This window comes from Wenyingzhuangia sp. IMCC45467 (assembly GCF_054111205.1).
Map to the genome: position 1 here is coordinate 3116070 of NZ_CM134196.1, position 18499 is coordinate 3134568.

General features: G+C 31.9%; 11 protein-coding genes and 2 tRNA genes. 8 read left to right on the forward strand and 5 right to left on the reverse strand.

The window, feature by feature from the left end; genetic code table 11:
• Window positions 1-45: 45 nt before the first annotated feature.
• From ACXGQT_RS13315 to ACXGQT_RS13325, 3 genes are all read right to left on the reverse strand, one after another.
• Complete coding sequence (locus tag ACXGQT_RS13315) at window positions 46-1047, reverse strand: LLM class flavin-dependent oxidoreductase (RefSeq protein WP_457829072.1); 1002 nt, start codon at window positions 1045-1047, stop codon at window positions 46-48.
• A gap of 115 nt (window positions 1048-1162) precedes the next feature.
• Entirely contained in the window at window positions 1163-2356 is a 1194-nt protein-coding gene (locus ACXGQT_RS13320) for a DUF1501 domain-containing protein (RefSeq protein WP_457829073.1), read from the reverse strand.
• 12 nt (window positions 2357-2368) lie between these two features.
• Window positions 2369-3736, reverse strand: a complete 1368-nt coding sequence (locus tag ACXGQT_RS13325; protein ID WP_457829074.1) for a DUF1800 domain-containing protein — start codon at window positions 3734-3736, stop codon at window positions 2369-2371.
• A 614-nt stretch (window positions 3737-4350) separates the two neighbouring features.
• Between ACXGQT_RS13325 and ACXGQT_RS13330 the strand changes: the two genes are divergently transcribed.
• Window positions 4351-4423 (forward strand) — tRNA-Met (locus tag ACXGQT_RS13330).
• A 47-nt stretch (window positions 4424-4470) separates the two neighbouring features.
• Here ACXGQT_RS13330 and ACXGQT_RS13335 read toward each other — a convergent pair.
• On the reverse strand, window positions 4471-5016 hold the full coding sequence (locus tag ACXGQT_RS13335; protein ID WP_457829075.1) for an RNA polymerase sigma factor: 546 nt from the start codon (window positions 5014-5016) through the stop codon (window positions 4471-4473).
• 149 nt (window positions 5017-5165) lie between these two features.
• On the opposite strand from ACXGQT_RS13335, the gene ACXGQT_RS13340 reads away from it, so the two are divergent.
• From ACXGQT_RS13340 to ACXGQT_RS13365, 6 genes are all read left to right on the forward strand, one after another.
• Window positions 5166-6311 carry a FecR family protein gene (locus ACXGQT_RS13340; RefSeq protein ID WP_457829076.1) on the forward strand — a complete coding sequence of 382 codons (1146 nt, stop codon included), beginning with the start codon at window positions 5166-5168 and terminating at the stop codon, window positions 6309-6311.
• Window positions 6312-6451: 140 nt separating this feature from the next.
• Window positions 6452-10015, forward strand: coding sequence for a TonB-dependent receptor (locus ACXGQT_RS13345; protein ID WP_457829077.1), 3564 nt, complete (start codon window positions 6452-6454; stop codon window positions 10013-10015).
• Window positions 10016-10031: 16 nt separating this feature from the next.
• Entirely contained in the window at window positions 10032-12119 is a 2088-nt protein-coding gene (locus tag ACXGQT_RS13350) for a RagB/SusD family nutrient uptake outer membrane protein (protein ID WP_457829078.1), read from the forward strand.
• Between the two features lie 144 nt (window positions 12120-12263).
• Complete coding sequence (locus tag ACXGQT_RS13355; protein ID WP_457829079.1) at window positions 12264-13421, forward strand: glycoside hydrolase family 88/105 protein; 1158 nt, start codon at window positions 12264-12266, stop codon at window positions 13419-13421.
• A 364-nt stretch (window positions 13422-13785) separates the two neighbouring features.
• A tRNA-Met gene (locus ACXGQT_RS13360) sits at window positions 13786-13858 on the forward strand.
• Window positions 13859-14272: 414 nt separating this feature from the next.
• Complete coding sequence (locus ACXGQT_RS13365) at window positions 14273-15709, forward strand: glycoside hydrolase family 28 protein (protein WP_457829080.1); 1437 nt, start codon at window positions 14273-14275, stop codon at window positions 15707-15709.
• 2 nt (window positions 15710-15711) lie between these two features.
• Here the strand turns inward: ACXGQT_RS13365 and ACXGQT_RS13370 are convergent, their stop codons facing one another.
• Window positions 15712-16743, reverse strand: coding sequence for a LacI family DNA-binding transcriptional regulator (locus tag ACXGQT_RS13370; RefSeq protein ID WP_457829081.1), 1032 nt, complete (start codon window positions 16741-16743; stop codon window positions 15712-15714).
• 275 nt (window positions 16744-17018) lie between these two features.
• On the opposite strand from ACXGQT_RS13370, the gene ACXGQT_RS13375 reads away from it, so the two are divergent.
• Window positions 17019-18470 (forward strand): glycoside hydrolase family 28 protein, encoded by a 1452-nt coding sequence (locus tag ACXGQT_RS13375; RefSeq protein WP_457829082.1) that lies wholly within the window; start codon window positions 17019-17021, stop codon window positions 18468-18470.
• Window positions 18471-18499: the final 29 nt, after the last annotated feature.

The following is an 18499-nucleotide window of genomic DNA, read 5'->3' on the forward strand; positions in this document are numbered from 1 at the left end:
TTTAAAGTGCCTTCGTGAATATTTCGAAGGCACTTTTTTTTTGATTTAAAGCTCCTTTATAATTTCAGACAATAGTTGATATGAATAAATTTTAGCTTCTGTGTTATAAATATGGGTGGCTACAATAATTTCGTCAGTTTGAGTTTGGTTTATAAACTCATGAAGTTGTTTTTTAACAGTGGCTTTACTTCCTATAAAAGAATATTTTATCATTTGTTGTACAGATGGGTGCTCCATAATTCCTCTCAATTCATCTGTCATGGGACTAGGTTCGCTTAAAGGTTGTCTTTTTCCTGTTAATATTCCAATAATCATTTTAATGAAAGAGGTAGATAGTCTTTCGGCTTCTTCATCAGTATCGGCTACTACTACATTAATTCCAGTAATAACGTAAGGCTTTGTTAAAGTTTCAGAGGGTTTAAATTCATTTCGATAAATTGTAAGAGCGTTTAACAATTGTGAAGTAGCAAAATGACTGGCAAAAGCATAAGGCAATCCTTTTTTGGCTGCCAAATGAGCACTATCTGTACTAGATCCTAAAATGTAAATAGGAACATTTAAGCCTTCGGCAATAGGGACTCTTACACTTTCACTTACATTTTCTTCAGAAAAGAAATTTTGTATTTCTTGTACATGCTTAGGGAAATGCTGAGAGGCTTCTCTAAAATCAGCTCTAATGGTATGAGCTGTTTCTTGATCTGTTCCTGGAGCCCTTCCAAGGCCTAAATCAATTCGGTTAGGATATAAGTTGGCTAAAGTACTAAATTGTTCAACTACTATTATGGGAGCATGGTTAGGCAGCATTATACCTCCAGATCCTACTTTTATAGTGTTGGTTCCTTGGGCTACATAACCAATTAAAATACTAGGGGCATTACTAGCAATGGTAGGCATGTTATGATGTTCAGCAAGCCAAAAACGATGATATCCAAAAGTTTCTGCTTTTTGAGCTAGTTTTAATGTGTTGTTATAGGTTTGTTGTATGGTATTTCCTTGAGCTACAATAGCTAAGTCTAAAATGGAGTAGTGGATAGGTTTTTTATTCATGTAAAATTATTTAAAATCAATTAACAAGTGTAGATTGGAATATATCCAGAGTATTCTTGATGGTTTTTTAAGTCGTTTAATGAAGTTAAACTTTACAAGTTCTAAGGTTTATTAATTAGATAAAATTTAAATTATTAAAAGATTGTCCCAGTACTTTTTTAGGGTCTGCTTCTAACCATTTTTCTAACACCGTGGAATACACTTGTCTAAAATCTATTTCATATTTAAGATCTCCATTACTGTCTAAATCTGCTAAGTTAGGATGGTTGTTATATATTCCAGGTTTTTTTAGATTTTCTGTAATTAAAAATAAATTGTTAGCAGCTCCATGGTCTGTTCCTTTACTTCCATTTTCTTCTACACGTCTTCCAAACTCTGAAAAAATCATGATTAAAGTGTCCTTAAAAGTGTTATTTTGTTTTAAATCATTCACAAAAACTTCTAATCCTTCAGATAAAATGGTCGTCAATCTCTTGTGTCTGTTGGTTTCGGCATAATGCGTGTCAAAACCACCCATAGAAACATAATAAACTTTGGTTTCTAAATGTGAATTGATAAAACTTGCAGTTGTATTTAGTTGTTTGCCAAATGCATTTTTAGGGTAATTGGCTTTAGATGTATATGTTTTTGATTTGTTAAAAATATAGGAAGCGGATGACTCTGCTTGAATCATTTGTTTATATAAATAGCCTAAGTTTTCTTCGCTTAAATGTTCATCTATATGATGTTTTTTGATCACTTTATTAAAAAAAGGATCACGAGCATTTTTGTATAATAATTTAGGATCAAAAGCAGCAATTCCACTTGTGTTTTTTCCTTTTAAAGCCAAAGAAAGTTTATTATCTACATCAATAGCCATGTGAGATTTTTGGTTGTAAGTATCTAAATAACTTCCTAACCATCCAGAAGATTTATATTCATTAGCATCACTCGCTGTTTGCCAAATGTCTGCTGATCTAAAATGTGATCTTATAGGGTTGGGATACCCAACATTGTTAATAATACTTACATATCCTTGATCATATAAATTTTTGAGAGATGACATAGAAGGAGGTAAACCAAGTTCTCCATTCAAATTTAAAATCTCTGATTTTGGAATAGAAATATTAGGTCTGTTTTTATAGTACAAATCATTTCTATAAGGTACTACAGTGTTTAAACCATCATTTCCTCCAGAAAGTTGAATGACTATTAGTTTTTTATGACCAATAAGATTTGTTGGAATTTTTTCGAAAGCGGAAACAAAACTAGGAACAAAAAACATTCCACTAGCCAAAGAACTGTTAATTAAAAAATCTCTTCTTTTCATGTTAAATAGAATTTAGCACATTTGGTATTCTGGTAAAGACATCAAGGCAATACAGAATTCTTTCCTGTTGTTTGTGTTTATTGTTGTTATAAAGTCTTTAGTTTCTTGACTTAGTTTAGATCCAATTAGTATTTGTTCCCAATCATTAACATTGGTGTTTTCTATTTGTTTGTTAAATTTTTTCCAATCAATAGTGGTAAATAATAATTTGTTTTTGTTGTTTTTTCGTTTGTTAAAGGTTTCAAAATTATCTTCAAAAGCAATTTCAGGTTCAAGTTCTATTTCTTTTTGTTGGGCAATGGTAGAGGTTAGTTTTAGTCTTAACATAATGGTGTTGGCATCAATCCATTGCTTGTTTCCAGGCCAACCAGCAACGTTTGGTGGGTATAATAATTTTTGACCTAAATTAAATTGTAGGTATTGGAAATATTTGGTTTTATTAAAAGTATAAGGAATTACTTTTTGTATTCCAACCAATAATTCTACTGGAGATTTTATTTTAACACCTATATTTTTATTTTCATAAAACCAATCAGAAGTAAGTACAAATTCCATCAAATTAGAAATATCATAATTTTTTCTAAACACGTTAGCCATTTGTGTAATGTGTTCCTGATTTGGTGTAGGGTTAACAAACTCTTTGTATATTTTTTCAGAGATAAACAAAGCACATTGTGGCTGTTCTAAAATGATATCAATAATATCTGTTCCATCAAATTTACCCGTTTTACCTAAAAATGTTTTGCTACCAAAATCATGATGTTTTGCTCTAAAAATAAATGTAGTTTTATTTGATGACCAACCAGTAAAAGCCCTTGCAGATTCTTTAATATCTGTTTCTGTATAATGTCCATTTCCTAAGGTGAATAGCTCCATTAATTCTCGAGCATAGTTTTCATTAGGGTGTTCTTTTCGGTTTTGCTGATTGTTAAGGTATTTAATCATCATAGGGGTTTTAGAGATTTCTAATACAAAATCTCTAAAGTTTCCCAAGGCGTTTTTCTTTAAAACCAAAAGATATTGTTGTGTTTGTAAAACATCATTCTCAGCACATACAAAATGATTTGCCCAAAATAATGTCATTTTATCTCTTAGTAATTTGGTTGAATGATTTAGTTGATAATACCATTCTGAATTTAAATCAGCTAATAAACGTCTGTTTTCTTTTTGTAGTAGGCGTTTATTTTCTTCGTTTTTATCAAGAGATTTGATGTTTTCTGTTTTAGAGGTATCAACAATAATAGGTGTAATGGTTTTAGATTTTTTAAAAAGATGATTTACATTTTCTTTTATAGAAAATTGACTAAACTCATTTAGGTCTTTAGGTAATATTCCAAAACCGACTCTATTATAAAGATGTATAAGCTGATTTTTTTTCATAAAAAAGAGTTGTTTACCGTTAGACTATGTGTTTAATAATTAGTTTAATCTAATTTTAATTGGTTTTAAGATGTTGTCTATAGGTAAGTTAACTTTTTTAAATCAAAAATATTGTAAATAATAAAATGAGTGTTCTTTTTGTGTTACAGCTGTAATTAAAAATTTTTACAAGTAGCGTAATTTTTTTTTGATTAAAGACAGAGATATTATGAAGAGAAAAACTAAAAGTTTTGTGCATTAACATATTATAGACATAATATGTTCAGTGTCTTCATATAGGCTTGTAGTGTTTTTGCTTTAAAAAAGTATTGTATACCAAATAAATGCAGAAGCACTAGCAATAGATATCCATGTTATTGTTCTTAACCAGCTCATGTCTTTTGTTTTTTAGATTTATATCAAATTTATAATTAACATGTATGATAAATTATAATTATCGATGAGTAGGTTTTTTTTGTAGATGAATAGTGTATTCTAAAAGTTGTATTTAAGTTAAAAGGGAAAATTTTTTATTAGGTAAGTGGTTGAAATGTAGAGAGTTGTTTTTTTTGTTAAAATTAAGTTAATTTTTGGTTGTGAGAATCGCTAACATCACGTATCTTTGCAGTCCAAATCGCGGGATAGAGCAGTAGGTAGCTCGTCGGGCTCATAACCCGAAGGTCACTGGTTCGAGTCCAGTTCCCGCTACTAGAAAAGCTTCACAGAAATGTGAAGCTTTTTTGTTTATATGGTTTTTATGAATTCGATATCAATATAAAAAGTAAAACCACGGCAGTAACATCTTCGTTTTCCAAAGTTCTTAAAAAAGCATAAGAACGTTTCATTTGAGTTTTTACGGTGTTTACAGAAATGTTATACATTTCTGCAATTTGCACATAACTAAGTCCATCTATTACATGAGAAATAAAAATGTTTCTTCTAGCTTCTGGAATTTTATTCATTAATTCTCTTACTTTGGCAGCTTTTTTATTTTTTACATGTTCAAAAAAAGTAGGCTCTTCAAATTTTTTAGTTATGAGTTCTTCTTGTTTTAATTTTGCTTTTTGACTTTTTTCTATTTGTTGGAGACTTAAGTTTTTTATGGCTTTTGAAGCATATGATTTAAATGAAGTGGTAATATCTGTACTTTTTTCTTTGCTCCATAAATGCACAAAAAAATCCTGAACAATATCTTTAGCGATAGCTTCATCTTTGGTTATCTGAAAGGAAACTAAGCATAAAAATTTAAAATGTTCTTTGTAAAGTTTTTCAAACGCTATTAAATCATTTTTTAAGATCATTCTTTAAAGTTGTCATTGATGAAATGATGTTTATTGCTTGTTTTTTATGGTAAATATATAAAAAAATGAAAGTTTTGATAAAAAAATAAAAAATATTGTCACCCTTTGTTTATGTTTTCATAACATAATAATAACAGCACCTATTTTTTATGAAAAATACAGATGACAAATTAAGATCAATCCTAGAAGAAATTCTAAATACTGGAGTGTTAGATATTAGTAAGCTTCAAAAATTAGAAAAAGAAGAACAGGAATTAATAAGAGATATTTACCAAAGTGGACAAGTAAAAGAAGCGTTGCAGTTTTTAACTTCTGTAGATGTTGATGTTTCTTGGCAAGGTTTTTATAAAAGGGTAAAGCCTAAGACTAATCGTTTTAGCTATCGTCATTTTTATAAATATGCAGCTGCTTTGGTGTTTTTACTTGGTAGTTCTTATTTTTTATACCAATACACATCTACAAAAGAAGCTCCGTTTGATATGACATCAAGTGATATTGCCTTAATATTAGAAAATGGAGAAACCAAAGCCTTGAATGAATATGTCAATTTTACTGTAATTAAAAACAAAGGAAGAGCTATTGTAAACCAAACAGGAAATCAAATAAGTTACAAGAACGTGACATTGGCACAAAAAACATCGGTATATCATAAGTTGTGTGTGCCTTATGGAAAAACATTTAATATTGTGCTTTCCGATGGAACCAAAGTGCATTTAAATTCGGGGACTGTTTTAAAGTTTCCACAACAATTTATAGCAGGTCAAAAAAGAACGGTTTTCTTAGAGGGTGAAGCTTATTTTGAAGTGGCTAAAGATTCTTTGCACCCATTTATTGTAAACGCAAATAATATGGATGTAACAGTTTTGGGAACAAAATTTAATGTTTCAACCTATCATCATCCTAACGAAGTGCACACAGTATTGGTAGAAGGATCAGTAAGTCTATCAAACCATAAAGAACCTCAAAAAAACACATTGCTTAAACCAGGTTACAAAGCTACTTGGAATACCGAAACTCAAAACATAAATATCGCTAAAGTAAATCCTCAATTGTATACAAGTTGGATGAATGGAGAACTTGTTTTTAATGATGTAACGTTTAAGCAAATGATTAAAAAGTTAGAAAGAACCTACAATATAAACATTGTAAACAATCATGGTTTGTTAGAAAGTAAAATGTTTAACGCTAGGTTCAGTATAAAGATAGAAAGTATAGAGGATGTATTGTCAAGTATAGGAGAATTATATCCACTTACTTATGAAAAGGAAGAGAATAAAATAATTATTAACCCTTAAAACATGTATTGCTAATGAAATAAATTATTGTTTGTTACCTCAAAAAAGAAAATCGGAAAATAGGACCAGTATTTCCCGATTTAAAAAGGTGATTTAAACGAAATCGCAAAAAGTCAATCATTTAAAACCAAAACAAAATTATGAAAAAACTAATTAAGGAAAGATGCTTGCGTTCATTTTTTCCTAGAATGAGCTTAAAAATGAAACTAACTACTATTTTATTAATAGCTACTTTTTTAAATATTAATGCTAGTACTTATTCTCAAAATACCAAATTAACTTTTGCTTTAAAAGATGCTAAAGTAGAAGAGGTGTTCCAGAAGATAGAGGCTATATCTGAGTTTAGATTTTTATATGAAAGCAACAAAATTGATGTAGATAGAAAAGTATCTATAGCTGTAGAAAAGAAGGACATCAACCATGTGTTGGCTTTGCTTTTTACAGGAGAACCTGTAGTGTATAAAACAAACGATAGACAGGTAATTTTAAAAGAATCAGCAACGCAACAAAGTACATCGGTACCTGCAAATGTGCAGCAGCAAAAAATACTTGTAAAAGGAAAAGTAGCCGATAACAATCAATTGGTGTTGCCAGGAGTAAATGTGTTCGAAAAAGGAACATCAAATGGTACCTTAACCAATTTTGATGGTGAGTTTACATTAACCGTAAGTTCTAAAGATGCTTTGTTGGTTTTTTCTTATATGGGATACAAAACTTTAGAAAAATCAGTAAAAAATCAATCTACCCTTAATATTACTTTAGAAGAAGATACTGCTCAACTAGATGAAGTTGTAGTCATTGGATATGGATCTGTAAAAAAATCAGATTTAACAGGGGCTGTATCTTCAGTATCGGGTGAAGAATTAGCAACTGTTCCTGCGATGAATGCCGCCCAAGCATTGCAGGGAAGAGCAGCAGGATTAAATATTGTTACTACCAGTGGAGCACCAGGAGCGGGAGTAAATATTACCATTCGTGGAGGAACTTCTATCACACAAAGTACCAAACCTTTATATATTGTTGATGGTTTTCAAATGGATGATGCTTTAAATATTATCAATCCTAATGATATTGCTAGTATTGAAGTACTAAAAGATGCATCGTCTACAGCCATTTACGGAGCAAGAGGATCTAATGGTATTATCGTAATAACTACCAAATCGGGTAAAAAAGGAAAAACAAGAGTATCATACAATTCTTTCATTTCGGTAGACCAATTGTCTAAAAAATTAAACATGATGTCTAATGCCGAAGATTATGTGAAATATCAGTACGAAATGGCAGAGTTGCAAGGAAAAACAACACAATGGAGTAATGTGTACGATAATAGTTTAGGAACCGATACTCCTGATTTTTATACCAATGCTTTTGATCGTATTGAAAATCGTTACCGTAACGGATATGGTTTAGATTGGCAAAATAAAGTGTTTGGAGGAACAGCATTAACGCAAAACCACAATTTAACAGTGTCTACGGGGAACGAAAAAACACAAATGTTTTTAAGTTATAACTACAACGGACAAGATGGTTTGTTGGCCAATCATAACGAAGATAGAAATGTATTTAGAACTAAAATTAATTCAGAATTGTACAAGGGAATTCGTTTAGATTTAAATACCATGTTTTCTAATAAATCTGTTGATGGAGGTGGGTCTTATTCTTCAATGAAAGATGTTTTGTTACAACCAATTAACGGAGGTACTATTTTTACACAAGATGAAATATTAAACACTCAAACTTATGGTGATTATTCAGGATTAGATTCTAGTTACGATACCGAAAATCCTTTGGTAGAAAATATGGCATCTACTTCAAACAAACGCTCTCGTGTATTTGTTGTAAATGCAGGAGTAGAGTTTGATTTTTTAAACAATTTTACTTGGAGAAGTTCAGGACAGTACATGTGGTCTAACAGTAAATCTGTTTCTTTTTCTGATGAAAATTCAAGAGCTTATTTAACAGATCCTGTAAATACAGGAATTAATGGGGGAATAGGAAACTCAGAATCGTATAGATATCAACTTACTCATACTTTAAACTATAACAATACTTTTAATGAGGTTCATAAAGTAAATGTTTTAATTGGTCAGGAATTAAATTATAGTGAGTCAGAAAGTAACAGTATTAGTCTTAGACAGTTTCCATATCCTAACTTTGGATTAGATAATATTTCTAATGCTACTGTTTCAGGAAAAAGTACGGGGCATTCTCGTACAGGATTGTCTTCTTTTTTTACTCGTTTAAACTATACATTCGACAATCGTTATTTATTAACAGCAACCGTACGTAAAGACGGATCTTCAAAATTTGCAGAAGGATATAAATGGGGCGTTTTTCCCTCTGTTTCTGGAGCATGGAGAGTTTCTGAAGAAAGCTTTTGGGAAAATAGCGGGATTAAAAATACCATCAACAACTTAAAATTACGTGTAGGATATGGTATTGTAGGAAACAACGGAATAGGAAATAACTTGTATCAAACTACGTTGGCCCAAACCGATTATCCTATCAACAATACCGAAGGAAATCCTGCTTATGTAACTAGTGGAAACTTAGGTAATAGAAGTTTACAATGGGAAGGTTTAGAAGCAACCAATATTGGGTTAGATATCTCCTTTTTTGGAGGACGTATTGACCTTACTACAGAATGGTATAATAATGAAATTAGCGATATGCTCATGAAAAGTATCATCCCTGTTTCAACAGGATATGGTTCTCAATATCAAAATGTAGGAACCATGCGTAACAGAGGATGGGAATTTACTTTGAGTTCTGTAAATGTAAGAACTAGTGATTTTAAATGGACAACAGATTTAAATTTAACGTTCAACAAATCTAAAGTAATGACTCTTGAAAGAGATCAAGAACAAAAAACATTTAGCGTAGGGGGTAACCGTTCTGGATCAGTATCTTATTATGCGGTGGTTGGAGAATCTTTAGGAGATATGTATGGATATGTGTATGATGGATTGTATACAACCGATGATTTTATCGAAAATCAAGATGGAAGTTTAACTTTAAAAGAAGGGGTTGTAAAACCGCATACAGGAAATCCTAATCCAGGAGATATAAAGTTTGCTGCCGACAATGAAACTGGAGATCAGTTTACAAGACAATTGGTGAAAATAGGAAATGGAACTCCAGATTGTGTAGGAGGAATAAGAAATGCATTTAGTTACAAAGGGTTTGATATCAATACCTTTTTAAACTTTAGCATTGGAAATGATATTTACAATGCCACTAGCCATAGTATGAGCCCGTATGCATTGTATCAAAATGTACCAAAAGAGTTTGGAGAAAATTACTATCGATTAATAGATCCTGCTACGGGACAAAGAGCAGCTTCTTTAGCAAGAATAAAAGAATTAAATCCTGATGAAAATGCTCGTACTTGGAGTTTAAACAACACCAATTCAAGTTATATTACCTACCCTTCATCTTATTATGTAGAAGATGGATCTTATTTACGTATTGCCCAAGTAACCTTAGGATATACTTTGCCTAAAGAGGTACTTAACAAATTAAAATTGTCCAATGCTCGTGTGTATTTTACAGCAAACAATCTTGGAACTATTACTGGTTATTCAGGTTATGATCCAGAGGTGTCTGCAGGAAATAATGATTATGTAGCAGTAACTCCAGGATATGATAGCTCTACCTACCCACGTTCTAGAAGCTATGTTGTTGGGTTAAACTTAACATTTTAACGTAAAAAATTAGATTATGAAAAAAACATCAAGAATAATAAAAATAAAAAAGCTGGTCACAGTTTCTTCATTAGCGGTTCTTTCTTTGGGAATGTGGTCTTGTGATGATTATTTAGATATGCCTTCTTACAATTCTTCAGATACCGAAACCGTGTTTTCTGACATTGTAACGGCCGATATGTTTGTGCAAGGATGCTATCGTAGTTTGGTGCCAACCGAAATGTTTTATCAGTTAGGAGCAGGAGAAACGGTTACCCATTCTTGTGAAGATGGTTCTACCAACAATTCAAAATACAACATCTGTAATTATTTTTACGATGCTACTTCTCCATATACCTTAACAGGAATTTACGGTGAAATGTATTCTGCAATTGAATCTACCAATATTGCTATTAGCAAGTTGGAAAAAATGGAAGATAGCGAAAAGAAAAGTCAGCTAATAGGTGAGGCCAAAGCGATTAGAGCATTTTGTTATTACAATTTAATTCGCGTGTATGGTGATGTACCTGCAGTTTGGAAACCTTTAGAGGAGTTAGATGCTAGTGATGAAAATACCTTGTATCCAACTCGTGCATCTCGTGATGAAATTTACGATCGTATTATTGCTGATTTACAAGAAGCTGTAAATGATATTCCATGGCATGCAGATTCAGGTTTTCCTACTTATGAGCGTATTACTAAACAAGGAGCTTATGCATTGTTGGCAAGAATCTCTTTATATGCAGGAGGATATTCTTTGCGTTGGAATTTAGAGAGTAATGATCCTGGTAGTTTACAAATGGAAAGACGTGCTGATGTAGCAAGAGTTCGTGAATTGTATCAAATAGCAAGTGATGCTTGTGAAGCTATTATTTCAAGAAGTAGCAATGCTTTGGTGCAAGCACAAGGAGGTAAAAGCGGATTTGAATATTTGTGGTACAACTTCTGTCAACGTAATTTTTCTGCAACAAATCCAGAAATTTTATGGGAAATAGCACAATACGGACAAAATACCAATACCCGATTTGGAGTTTATGCACATCCAGGATCAAGAGGAGGAACTTTTGGGTCTAGAAAAGCCATGCAGTTTATGTTGCCTACTTATTACTTGTCTTTTGATGAAAATGATACTCGTAGAGATGTTGCTTGTACGGCTTACAGTATCTACTTTTTAGACAACGGATCAGGGTCTACAGATACTTGGGTTGATGTGGGAACTACGTATTCATGCATCATGCCAGGGAAATTTAGAATATCATGGTGTGTAGAACCTCAAGGAGCTAGTGCTCGTAATTTAAATGTTCCATTAATTCGTTATTCAGATGTATTGTTGTCTTATGCCGAAGCTCAGAATTATTTAAATGCAGGCCCAACACAAGCTGCAATTGATGCCTTAAGAGAGGTGAGAGAACGTGCAGGAATTGGAAATATGACTATTCCTTCAGGAGAAGATGACTTTTTAGATGCTTTGGTGCAAGAACGTAAATGGGAATTTTCAGGAGAGTTTAATTTAAGAACAGATTTGATTAGAATGAACAAGTTGTCTAGCGAGTTGATGGCTACTAGACAAGAAATGAAAGATTTGTCTGATAGAACCAATGCATATGCAAATATTGCTGTGTACCGATTGTATAAGTTTAAAGAAGATGCACAACAATATGGTGATGAGTTTTTAGCCTTGCCATACATTGAAATAACAGATCCTGCAGAAGTAGCATTGATCCAAAATGTTCCAACAGATGAGGCAGCGTATGATGCTTTTCAAACTACATTGGCAGGAATTGTAACTGCTCATGGAGAAACAGTAGAACAAGGAGATCAATGGTATCCTGTAAATATGTTTGAAGCTTATACCAGTAGCTATAATGGAAATGCTCGTAAAACAGTTGGATTTGAAAGAGGATTTAACAGGTTACAAATAGGTGCTATTATTTATACAAAACCTACAGGATCTGCAGAAAATGGAGGGGCTTATCCTAATTGGATTGAGGCTTCTGATGGTACCGATGGATTGTATTATGGTTTTGAAGAAAACAGAACCGAATTGCTTCCTTTTGCTGCGGGAGCAGCAGGACATCCTATGATAGACAACCCTCGTTTAACACAACATCCAGGGTATCAATAAAAAATAGTTTTAGTTGTTTAGTTTATAGTTGCTAGTAATTTTAGTTAAGGTTAAAACATTTAATGTTTTAACCTTAACGTTTTTTTGTAACAAAGCTAAAACCAAAGTATGTTAAATTTAAAATTTAAATAAAATCAACAAAGTATGAAAAAAACAGTCGTAGGTTTATGTATCATCATTTGCAGTTTTACCAGTGGGTTTGGTCAAAAAACAGGAGTTTTGTTTGCTGAATCCGAACTAAATAGGTTTCCAGAAGCTTGGCAATTAGATCATGGGAAAAGACTTTATTTTGGGTATTCTCAAGGACTTGGGTGTTTGGCAATGCTAAAAGTTTGGAAAGAAACAGGAAATAAAAAATATCTAGACTATGTTGTAAAATGGGCAGATACTATTATAAATAATCAGGGAGAAATCCATAAATACAAGGTGGAAACGTATAATATTGATTATATCAATCCGGGAAAAGTATTGTTTGATGTGTATGAGCAAACAGGCAATGAAAAATACAAACTCGCTATGGATCGTTTGATCGATCAATTAAAACATCATCCCAGAACATTTGAAGGAGCTTTTTGGCATAAGTTAAGATATCAACATCAGGTTTGGTTGGATGGTTTGTATATGGGGGCACCTTTTATAGCTCAATATGCTGCAATATTTCATCAACCAGAATTAATGAACGATGCAATAACACAATTTATAGTTTGTGCAAAACACACCTTTGATGAAAAAACAGGATTGTATTATCATGCTTGGGATGAAAGTAAAAATCAACAATGGGCAAATAAAATAACTGGGCAATCTCCTAATTTTTGGGGACGTAGCATGGGATGGTGGTTTATGGCTTTGGTAGATGTGTTAGATTTTGTGCCTGAAGATCATCCTAAAAGACCACAGTTAATAAACATGGTTAAAGGATTAGTAACAGTATTGCCAAAATACCAAGATGATAATGGTTTGTGGTATCAGGTTTTAGATCAAGGGGATAAAGCTGGGAATTATCATGAAGCATCCGTTTCATCAATGTTTATGTATGCGATAGCAAAAGCTGTAAATAAAGGTTATGTAGCTAAAAAGTATAAAAAAGTAGCCGAAAAAGCATACGATGGATTGATGAAGGATTTAATGACGAAAGATGACAAAGGATATTTAACTTTAACTAAATGCTGTGCTGTTGCAGGTTTGGGAGGACATCCGTACAGAGATGGGAGTTATGAATATTATATTAATGAACGCATTCGAGAGAATGATGCCAAAGCAACAGGTCCTTTTATTATGGGATGTTTAGAGTTGGATAAATAATAGTAAAATCAAAAAACACAACAGGAAAAATTCTTGTTGTGTTTTTTGATGTATATGCCCTTTGTAACTGGGAGATTTATTCTTGTAATATTATAAAAGAATAGTGTACCAAATAGATACAGACGTTGCTGTAATAGAAAGCCATGTAATTGTTTTTAACCAACTCATTTTTTATGTGTTTAAAAGTTAAATCAAATATATGGTTAACGGCAGTTGCTTTGTTTTAAGTTCGATAGAGTGTGTTTATCTATAGACGAATTGTGTTTTAGTATAGGTAAAAAAAATATTAAAAAAGAAATCATATAAAAAAAATACCATTTTGGTTGTGAGAAACGTTGATATCTTGTATATTTGCCATCCAAATCGCGGGATAGAGCAGTAGGTAGCTCGTCGGGCTCATAACCCGAAGGTCACTGGTTCGAGTCCAGTTCCCGCTACAAGAAAACAAAAGGCTTCGGAGAAATCGGAAGCCTTTTTTAGTTTCATAAGTTTTTTAGAGATACTGGGCGAGAAGCCTGTACAGAGCGTAACGCAGTGTAGTCGAAGTGAGTCCAGTTCCCGCTATCAGAAAACAAAAGGCTTCTGAGAAATCGGAAGCCTTTTTTAGTTTCATAAGTTTTTTAGAGATACTGGATGAGAAGCCTGTACAGAGCGTAACGCAGTGTAGTCGAAGTGAGTCCAGTTCCCGCTACAAGAAAACAAAAAGCATCACAGAAATGTGAAGCTTTTTTTGTACTTAATTATTTATGTTTTTTTCAATTTATAGAATTGTAAAACAATCAATTTTATGCATTCTCTTCAATTATATTGATTATAATTGTGGATTAAACATTTGTAATTCGTAGTCTAGCATGAAAAATAAAAAGGGATTTATAAAAGATGTTGCAAAAGCAGCATTTTTGTTTGTAGGTTTTTTAGTAGCCATTTCTTGTAAACAAAAGGAACAAAGTACCAGCCCTTGGGAAAAAGTAGCAGAAATAAAAAAACAGGTAAAAGTCCCGAAATTTCCAGATAATGAATTCAATATACTAGATTTTGGTGCTGTAAATAACGGGGTTTTTAACAATACTGAAGTGTTTAAAAAAGCAATAGCTGAATGTTCTGCTAGTGGAGGCGGAAAAGTAGTGGTACCAGCAGGAAAATATTTTACGGGTCCTATCCATTTAGAAAGTAATGTGAATTTACATATAAAAGAGGGAGCTGAGGTTCTGTTTAGTAATGATACTAAGGATTTTGCTATGGTGAATACTTCTTATGAGGGGACTGAAATGATTAATTATTCACCTTTAATATATGCTTATCAAAAAGAAAATATTGCCATTACAGGAAAAGGAATTTTAAATGGTCAAGGAGATCGTGAAAATTGGTGGCCATGGTGTGGTAGTAAAAGATATGGTTGGAAAGAAGGATTGCCAAGACAAAAAGAGGGGATTGGTATTGATTTGTTAATGAAAATGGCAGAGGATAATATTCCAGTGAAAGATAGAGTATTTGGTGAAGGGCATTATTTAAGACCTAATTTTATAGAGCCTTTTGAGAGTAAAAATATTTTAATTCAAGGAGTAAAAATCATCAATGCTCCGTTTTGGGTGATCCATCCTTTTAGATCTGAAAATATTATTGTTGATGAAGTGACTGTTGATAGTCACGGTCCTAATAACGATGGTTGTGATCCTGAATATTCAAAAAACATCATTATTAAAAATTGTGTTTTTAATACAGGTGATGATTGTATTGCTATAAAAGCAGGAAGAGATGCTGATGGTAGAAGGGTGGGAATTAAAAGTGAAAATATTTTAATTCAAAACTGTAAAATGTTAGATGGTCATGGAGGAGTTGTTATTGGGAGTGAAATGTCTGCTGGGGTGAATAATGTTTTTGTTGAGAATTGTGAAATGAACAGTGCTAATTTAGATAGGGCTATAAGAATTAAAACAAACACACGTAGAGGTGGAACTGTAGATGGGGTTTATGTTAGGAACTTAAAAGTAGGACAAGTAAAAGAAGCTGTGTTAAAATTGAATATGCATTATGCAATTCATGGAGATCAAAAAGGAAACTTTATGCCTTCTATAAAAAATGTGCTATTGGAGGATGTAGTGGTAAAGAACGGAGGTCGTTACGGAATTTTAGCTAAAGGATATGAGAAGTCTCCAATTGATAATATTACTTTTAAAAATGTTACTATAGAAAAGGTTGAAAAAGACTTTTCTTTAGATTATGTTACAAATCTTACTATTATAGATAGTTATATTAATGGAAAAAAAGCTGAAAATCCACAGGAATAAATTTATAATATTTTGGTTCTAGAAGAGGATTTTCTAACAATGAGTTCTGGTTCTAGAACTACATTTTTTTTAGTTACAGTTGTTTTTTTGTTTTTAACTTCTTCAATAAAAACACGAGCAGTTGTTTTTCCCATTTCTATAGGAGATTGGTCTATAGAGCTGATAGAAAGTTCCATGAATTTGGTAAATGGCTCGTTACTAAAGCCTACAACACAAAAGTCTTGAGGTATTTTTATGTTTTGGGATTTTAATTCTTTGATGGCACCTAAGGCACTAAAATCACTTGAAGAAAAAATAGCATCGGGTGGATTTTTTAGTTTTAATAGTTTTTTTGTTGCTTCTTTTCCTGCATCAATATTACTTTTGGCTTCAATAACCAAACTCTCGTCAAACGGAATACTGTTGTCTACAAGGGCTTGCTGGTATCCTGTGAATCGATCTTTAAAAATTTCAAAATTTCTATCACCTGATAAGTGTGCTATTCTTTTACAGCCTTGTTCTATTAAGTGTTGAGTGGCTTTATAACCAGCAGAAAAGTCATTAACTGTTACTGAGCTAATACCTGGAATTGTTTTTTTTCTATCAAAAAATAATAGCGGTATTTTTTTTGAAAGAAGTTTTTTAAATACCTCATTTTTATCAATATCAATATTAGATATTGACATTAAAATTCCATCAACTTGTGCGTTTAATAGGGTTGTAATGTTTTCTACTTCCATGTTTTCATTATTGTTTGTTTGACAAATAATAACATGATAGCCGTGTTGAAAAAGTTCTTCTTCAATTCCTCTAATAATAGATGCAAAAAAATTAGAATCAATTCTAGAAACAATTACTCCAACATTAAAACTCTTACCATTTTTAAGTGCTTGAGCAAGTTTGTTTTGCTCGTAGTTCATTTCATTTGCTGTTTTTAACACCAATTGTTTTGTTGCCTTACTTATTTTAGGGTTGTTGTTTAAGGCTCTAGAAACAGTTGCAGCTGTAATTTTTAATTTTTTTGCAATGTCATAAATGGTAGTTTTTTTATCCATTTTATGTTTTAGTTATTTAAAGTATAAAGGAAAATGTTTTTGTTTAATTATAAAATAAAAAAAACAAGAACATAAAAGATTCAAAAATAGATGTTCTTTTTATATAAATGGTGATTTTTTGTTAAAAAAAAACGTGTTAATCTATAAATTAGATAGTTTTTGTGTGTTATTTATGGTAATTATTTTGTGAATCTAGAGTATGTTTTGTAATATTGTAATCGATTGCACAGCTTGTAGCTGTAAACAGGTACTAACAATTTTATAAGTTAATTAAGATGAAAAAATATTTTTGGTTAAATTTTTTTAAGCAAAAGCAAGTATTGTTGCTGTTTGTGATATTAATGTCATTTGCTTCTTGTAAACAAGCAGCAAAGAAGCAAGTAGTAGTAGATAGTCCTTGGGAAAAAATGGTTGAAATTGTAAAACAAGTAAAGGAGCCTGTTTTTAAAGACAAAGTATATAGTGTTATTGAGTTTGATGCTGTTGGCGATGGGGTAACAAAAAATACAGAAGCTTTTAAAGCTGCTATTGCTGAGTGTTCAAAAAACGGTGGAGGAGTAGTTTTAGTTCCTGCAGGAAAGTATTTAACAGGGCCTATTCATTTAGAGGATAATGTTAATTTACATGTAGAGGATGGAGCAGAAATATTATTTAGTCAAAATCCACAAGATTATTATCCGTTAGTGTTAACTTCATATGAAGGAGTAGAGCTAATGAACTATTCTCCTTTAATCTATGCTAAAGACAAAAAAAATATAGCCATAACAGGAAAGGGAGTTTTAAATGGTCAAGCAGATAATGAGCATTGGTGGCCTTGGGCAGGAAAAGAAGAATATGGATGGAAAGAAGGAACACCAAAGCAAAAAGATAGTTTAGGAGTTCCAAAACTAATGGATGTTTCTGATAGAGGAATTCCTGTAGAAGAAAGAGTTTTTGGAAATGATCATTACTTAAGACCAACCTTTTTAGAGCCTTTTAATTGTGAAAATGTTTTAATTCAAGGAGTAACAATTATAAATGCACCGTTTTGGGTCATTCACCCAACAAGGTCTAACAATGTAATTGTAGATGGTGTAACTGTGAATAGTCATGGCCCTAATAACGATGGGTGTGATCCTGAGTACTCTAAAAATGTAATCATTAAAAATTGTGTATTTAATACAGGTGATGATTGTATAGCTATAAAAGCAGGTAGAGATGCTGATGGTAGAAGAGTGGGGATTAAGAGTGAGAATATTATTGTGCAAAACTGTAAAATGATAGACGGTCATGGTGGTGTTGTTATTGGTAGTGAAATGTCTGCAGGAGTAAGCAATGTATTTGTAGAAGGATGTGTTATGAATAGTGCTAATTTAGATAGAGCTATTAGAATAAAAACAAATACCAAAAGAGGTGGAGTTGTAGACGGTGTTTATGTAAGAGATTTAGAAGTTGGGCAAGTAAAAGAAGCTGTTTTGAAATTGAATATGCATTATGCTGTTTACGGAAGTCAAAAAGGATCTTTTATGCCTACTATTAAAAATGTAGAGTTAAAAAACATAAGAGTTAAAGATGGTGGAGCTTATGGTATTTTAGCTAAAGGTTATGAAGAGTCACCTATCAAAAATATTTTGTTAGAAGATGTTATTATTGAAAAAGTTGACAAAGCTTATTCTTTAGATCACGTATCAAATATTAAATTAATTGATACTTATATTAATGGTTCTTTAATGCAAAGTCCAGAGTAAAAATTAATTATTGCTGTAATAAATAAAAA

Bases quoted from the DNA above. Each gene is read 5' to 3' on its own strand.
- ACXGQT_RS13350 (WP_457829078.1), top strand. From the start codon at position 10,032: ATGAAAAAAACATCAAGAATAATAAAAATAAAAAAGCTGGTCACAGTT.
- ACXGQT_RS13335 (WP_457829075.1), bottom strand. From the start codon at position 5,016: ATGATCTTAAAAAATGATTTAATAGCGTTTGAAAAACTTTACAAAGAA.
- ACXGQT_RS13340 (WP_457829076.1), top strand. From the start codon at position 5,166: ATGAAAAATACAGATGACAAATTAAGATCAATCCTAGAAGAAATTCTA.
- ACXGQT_RS13315 (WP_457829072.1), bottom strand. From the start codon at position 1,047: ATGAATAAAAAACCTATCCACTACTCCATTTTAGACTTAGCTATTGTA.
- ACXGQT_RS13365 (WP_457829080.1), top strand. From the start codon at position 14,273: ATGAAAAATAAAAAGGGATTTATAAAAGATGTTGCAAAAGCAGCATTT.
- ACXGQT_RS13370 (WP_457829081.1), bottom strand. From the start codon at position 16,743: ATGGATAAAAAAACTACCATTTATGACATTGCAAAAAAATTAAAAATT.
- ACXGQT_RS13325 (WP_457829074.1), bottom strand. From the start codon at position 3,736: ATGAAAAAAAATCAGCTTATACATCTTTATAATAGAGTCGGTTTTGGA.
- ACXGQT_RS13320 (WP_457829073.1), bottom strand. From the start codon at position 2,356: ATGAAAAGAAGAGATTTTTTAATTAACAGTTCTTTGGCTAGTGGAATG.
- ACXGQT_RS13355 (WP_457829079.1), top strand. From the start codon at position 12,264: ATGAAAAAAACAGTCGTAGGTTTATGTATCATCATTTGCAGTTTTACC.
- ACXGQT_RS13345 (WP_457829077.1), top strand. From the start codon at position 6,452: ATGAAAAAACTAATTAAGGAAAGATGCTTGCGTTCATTTTTTCCTAGA.
- ACXGQT_RS13375 (WP_457829082.1), top strand. From the start codon at position 17,019: ATGAAAAAATATTTTTGGTTAAATTTTTTTAAGCAAAAGCAAGTATTG.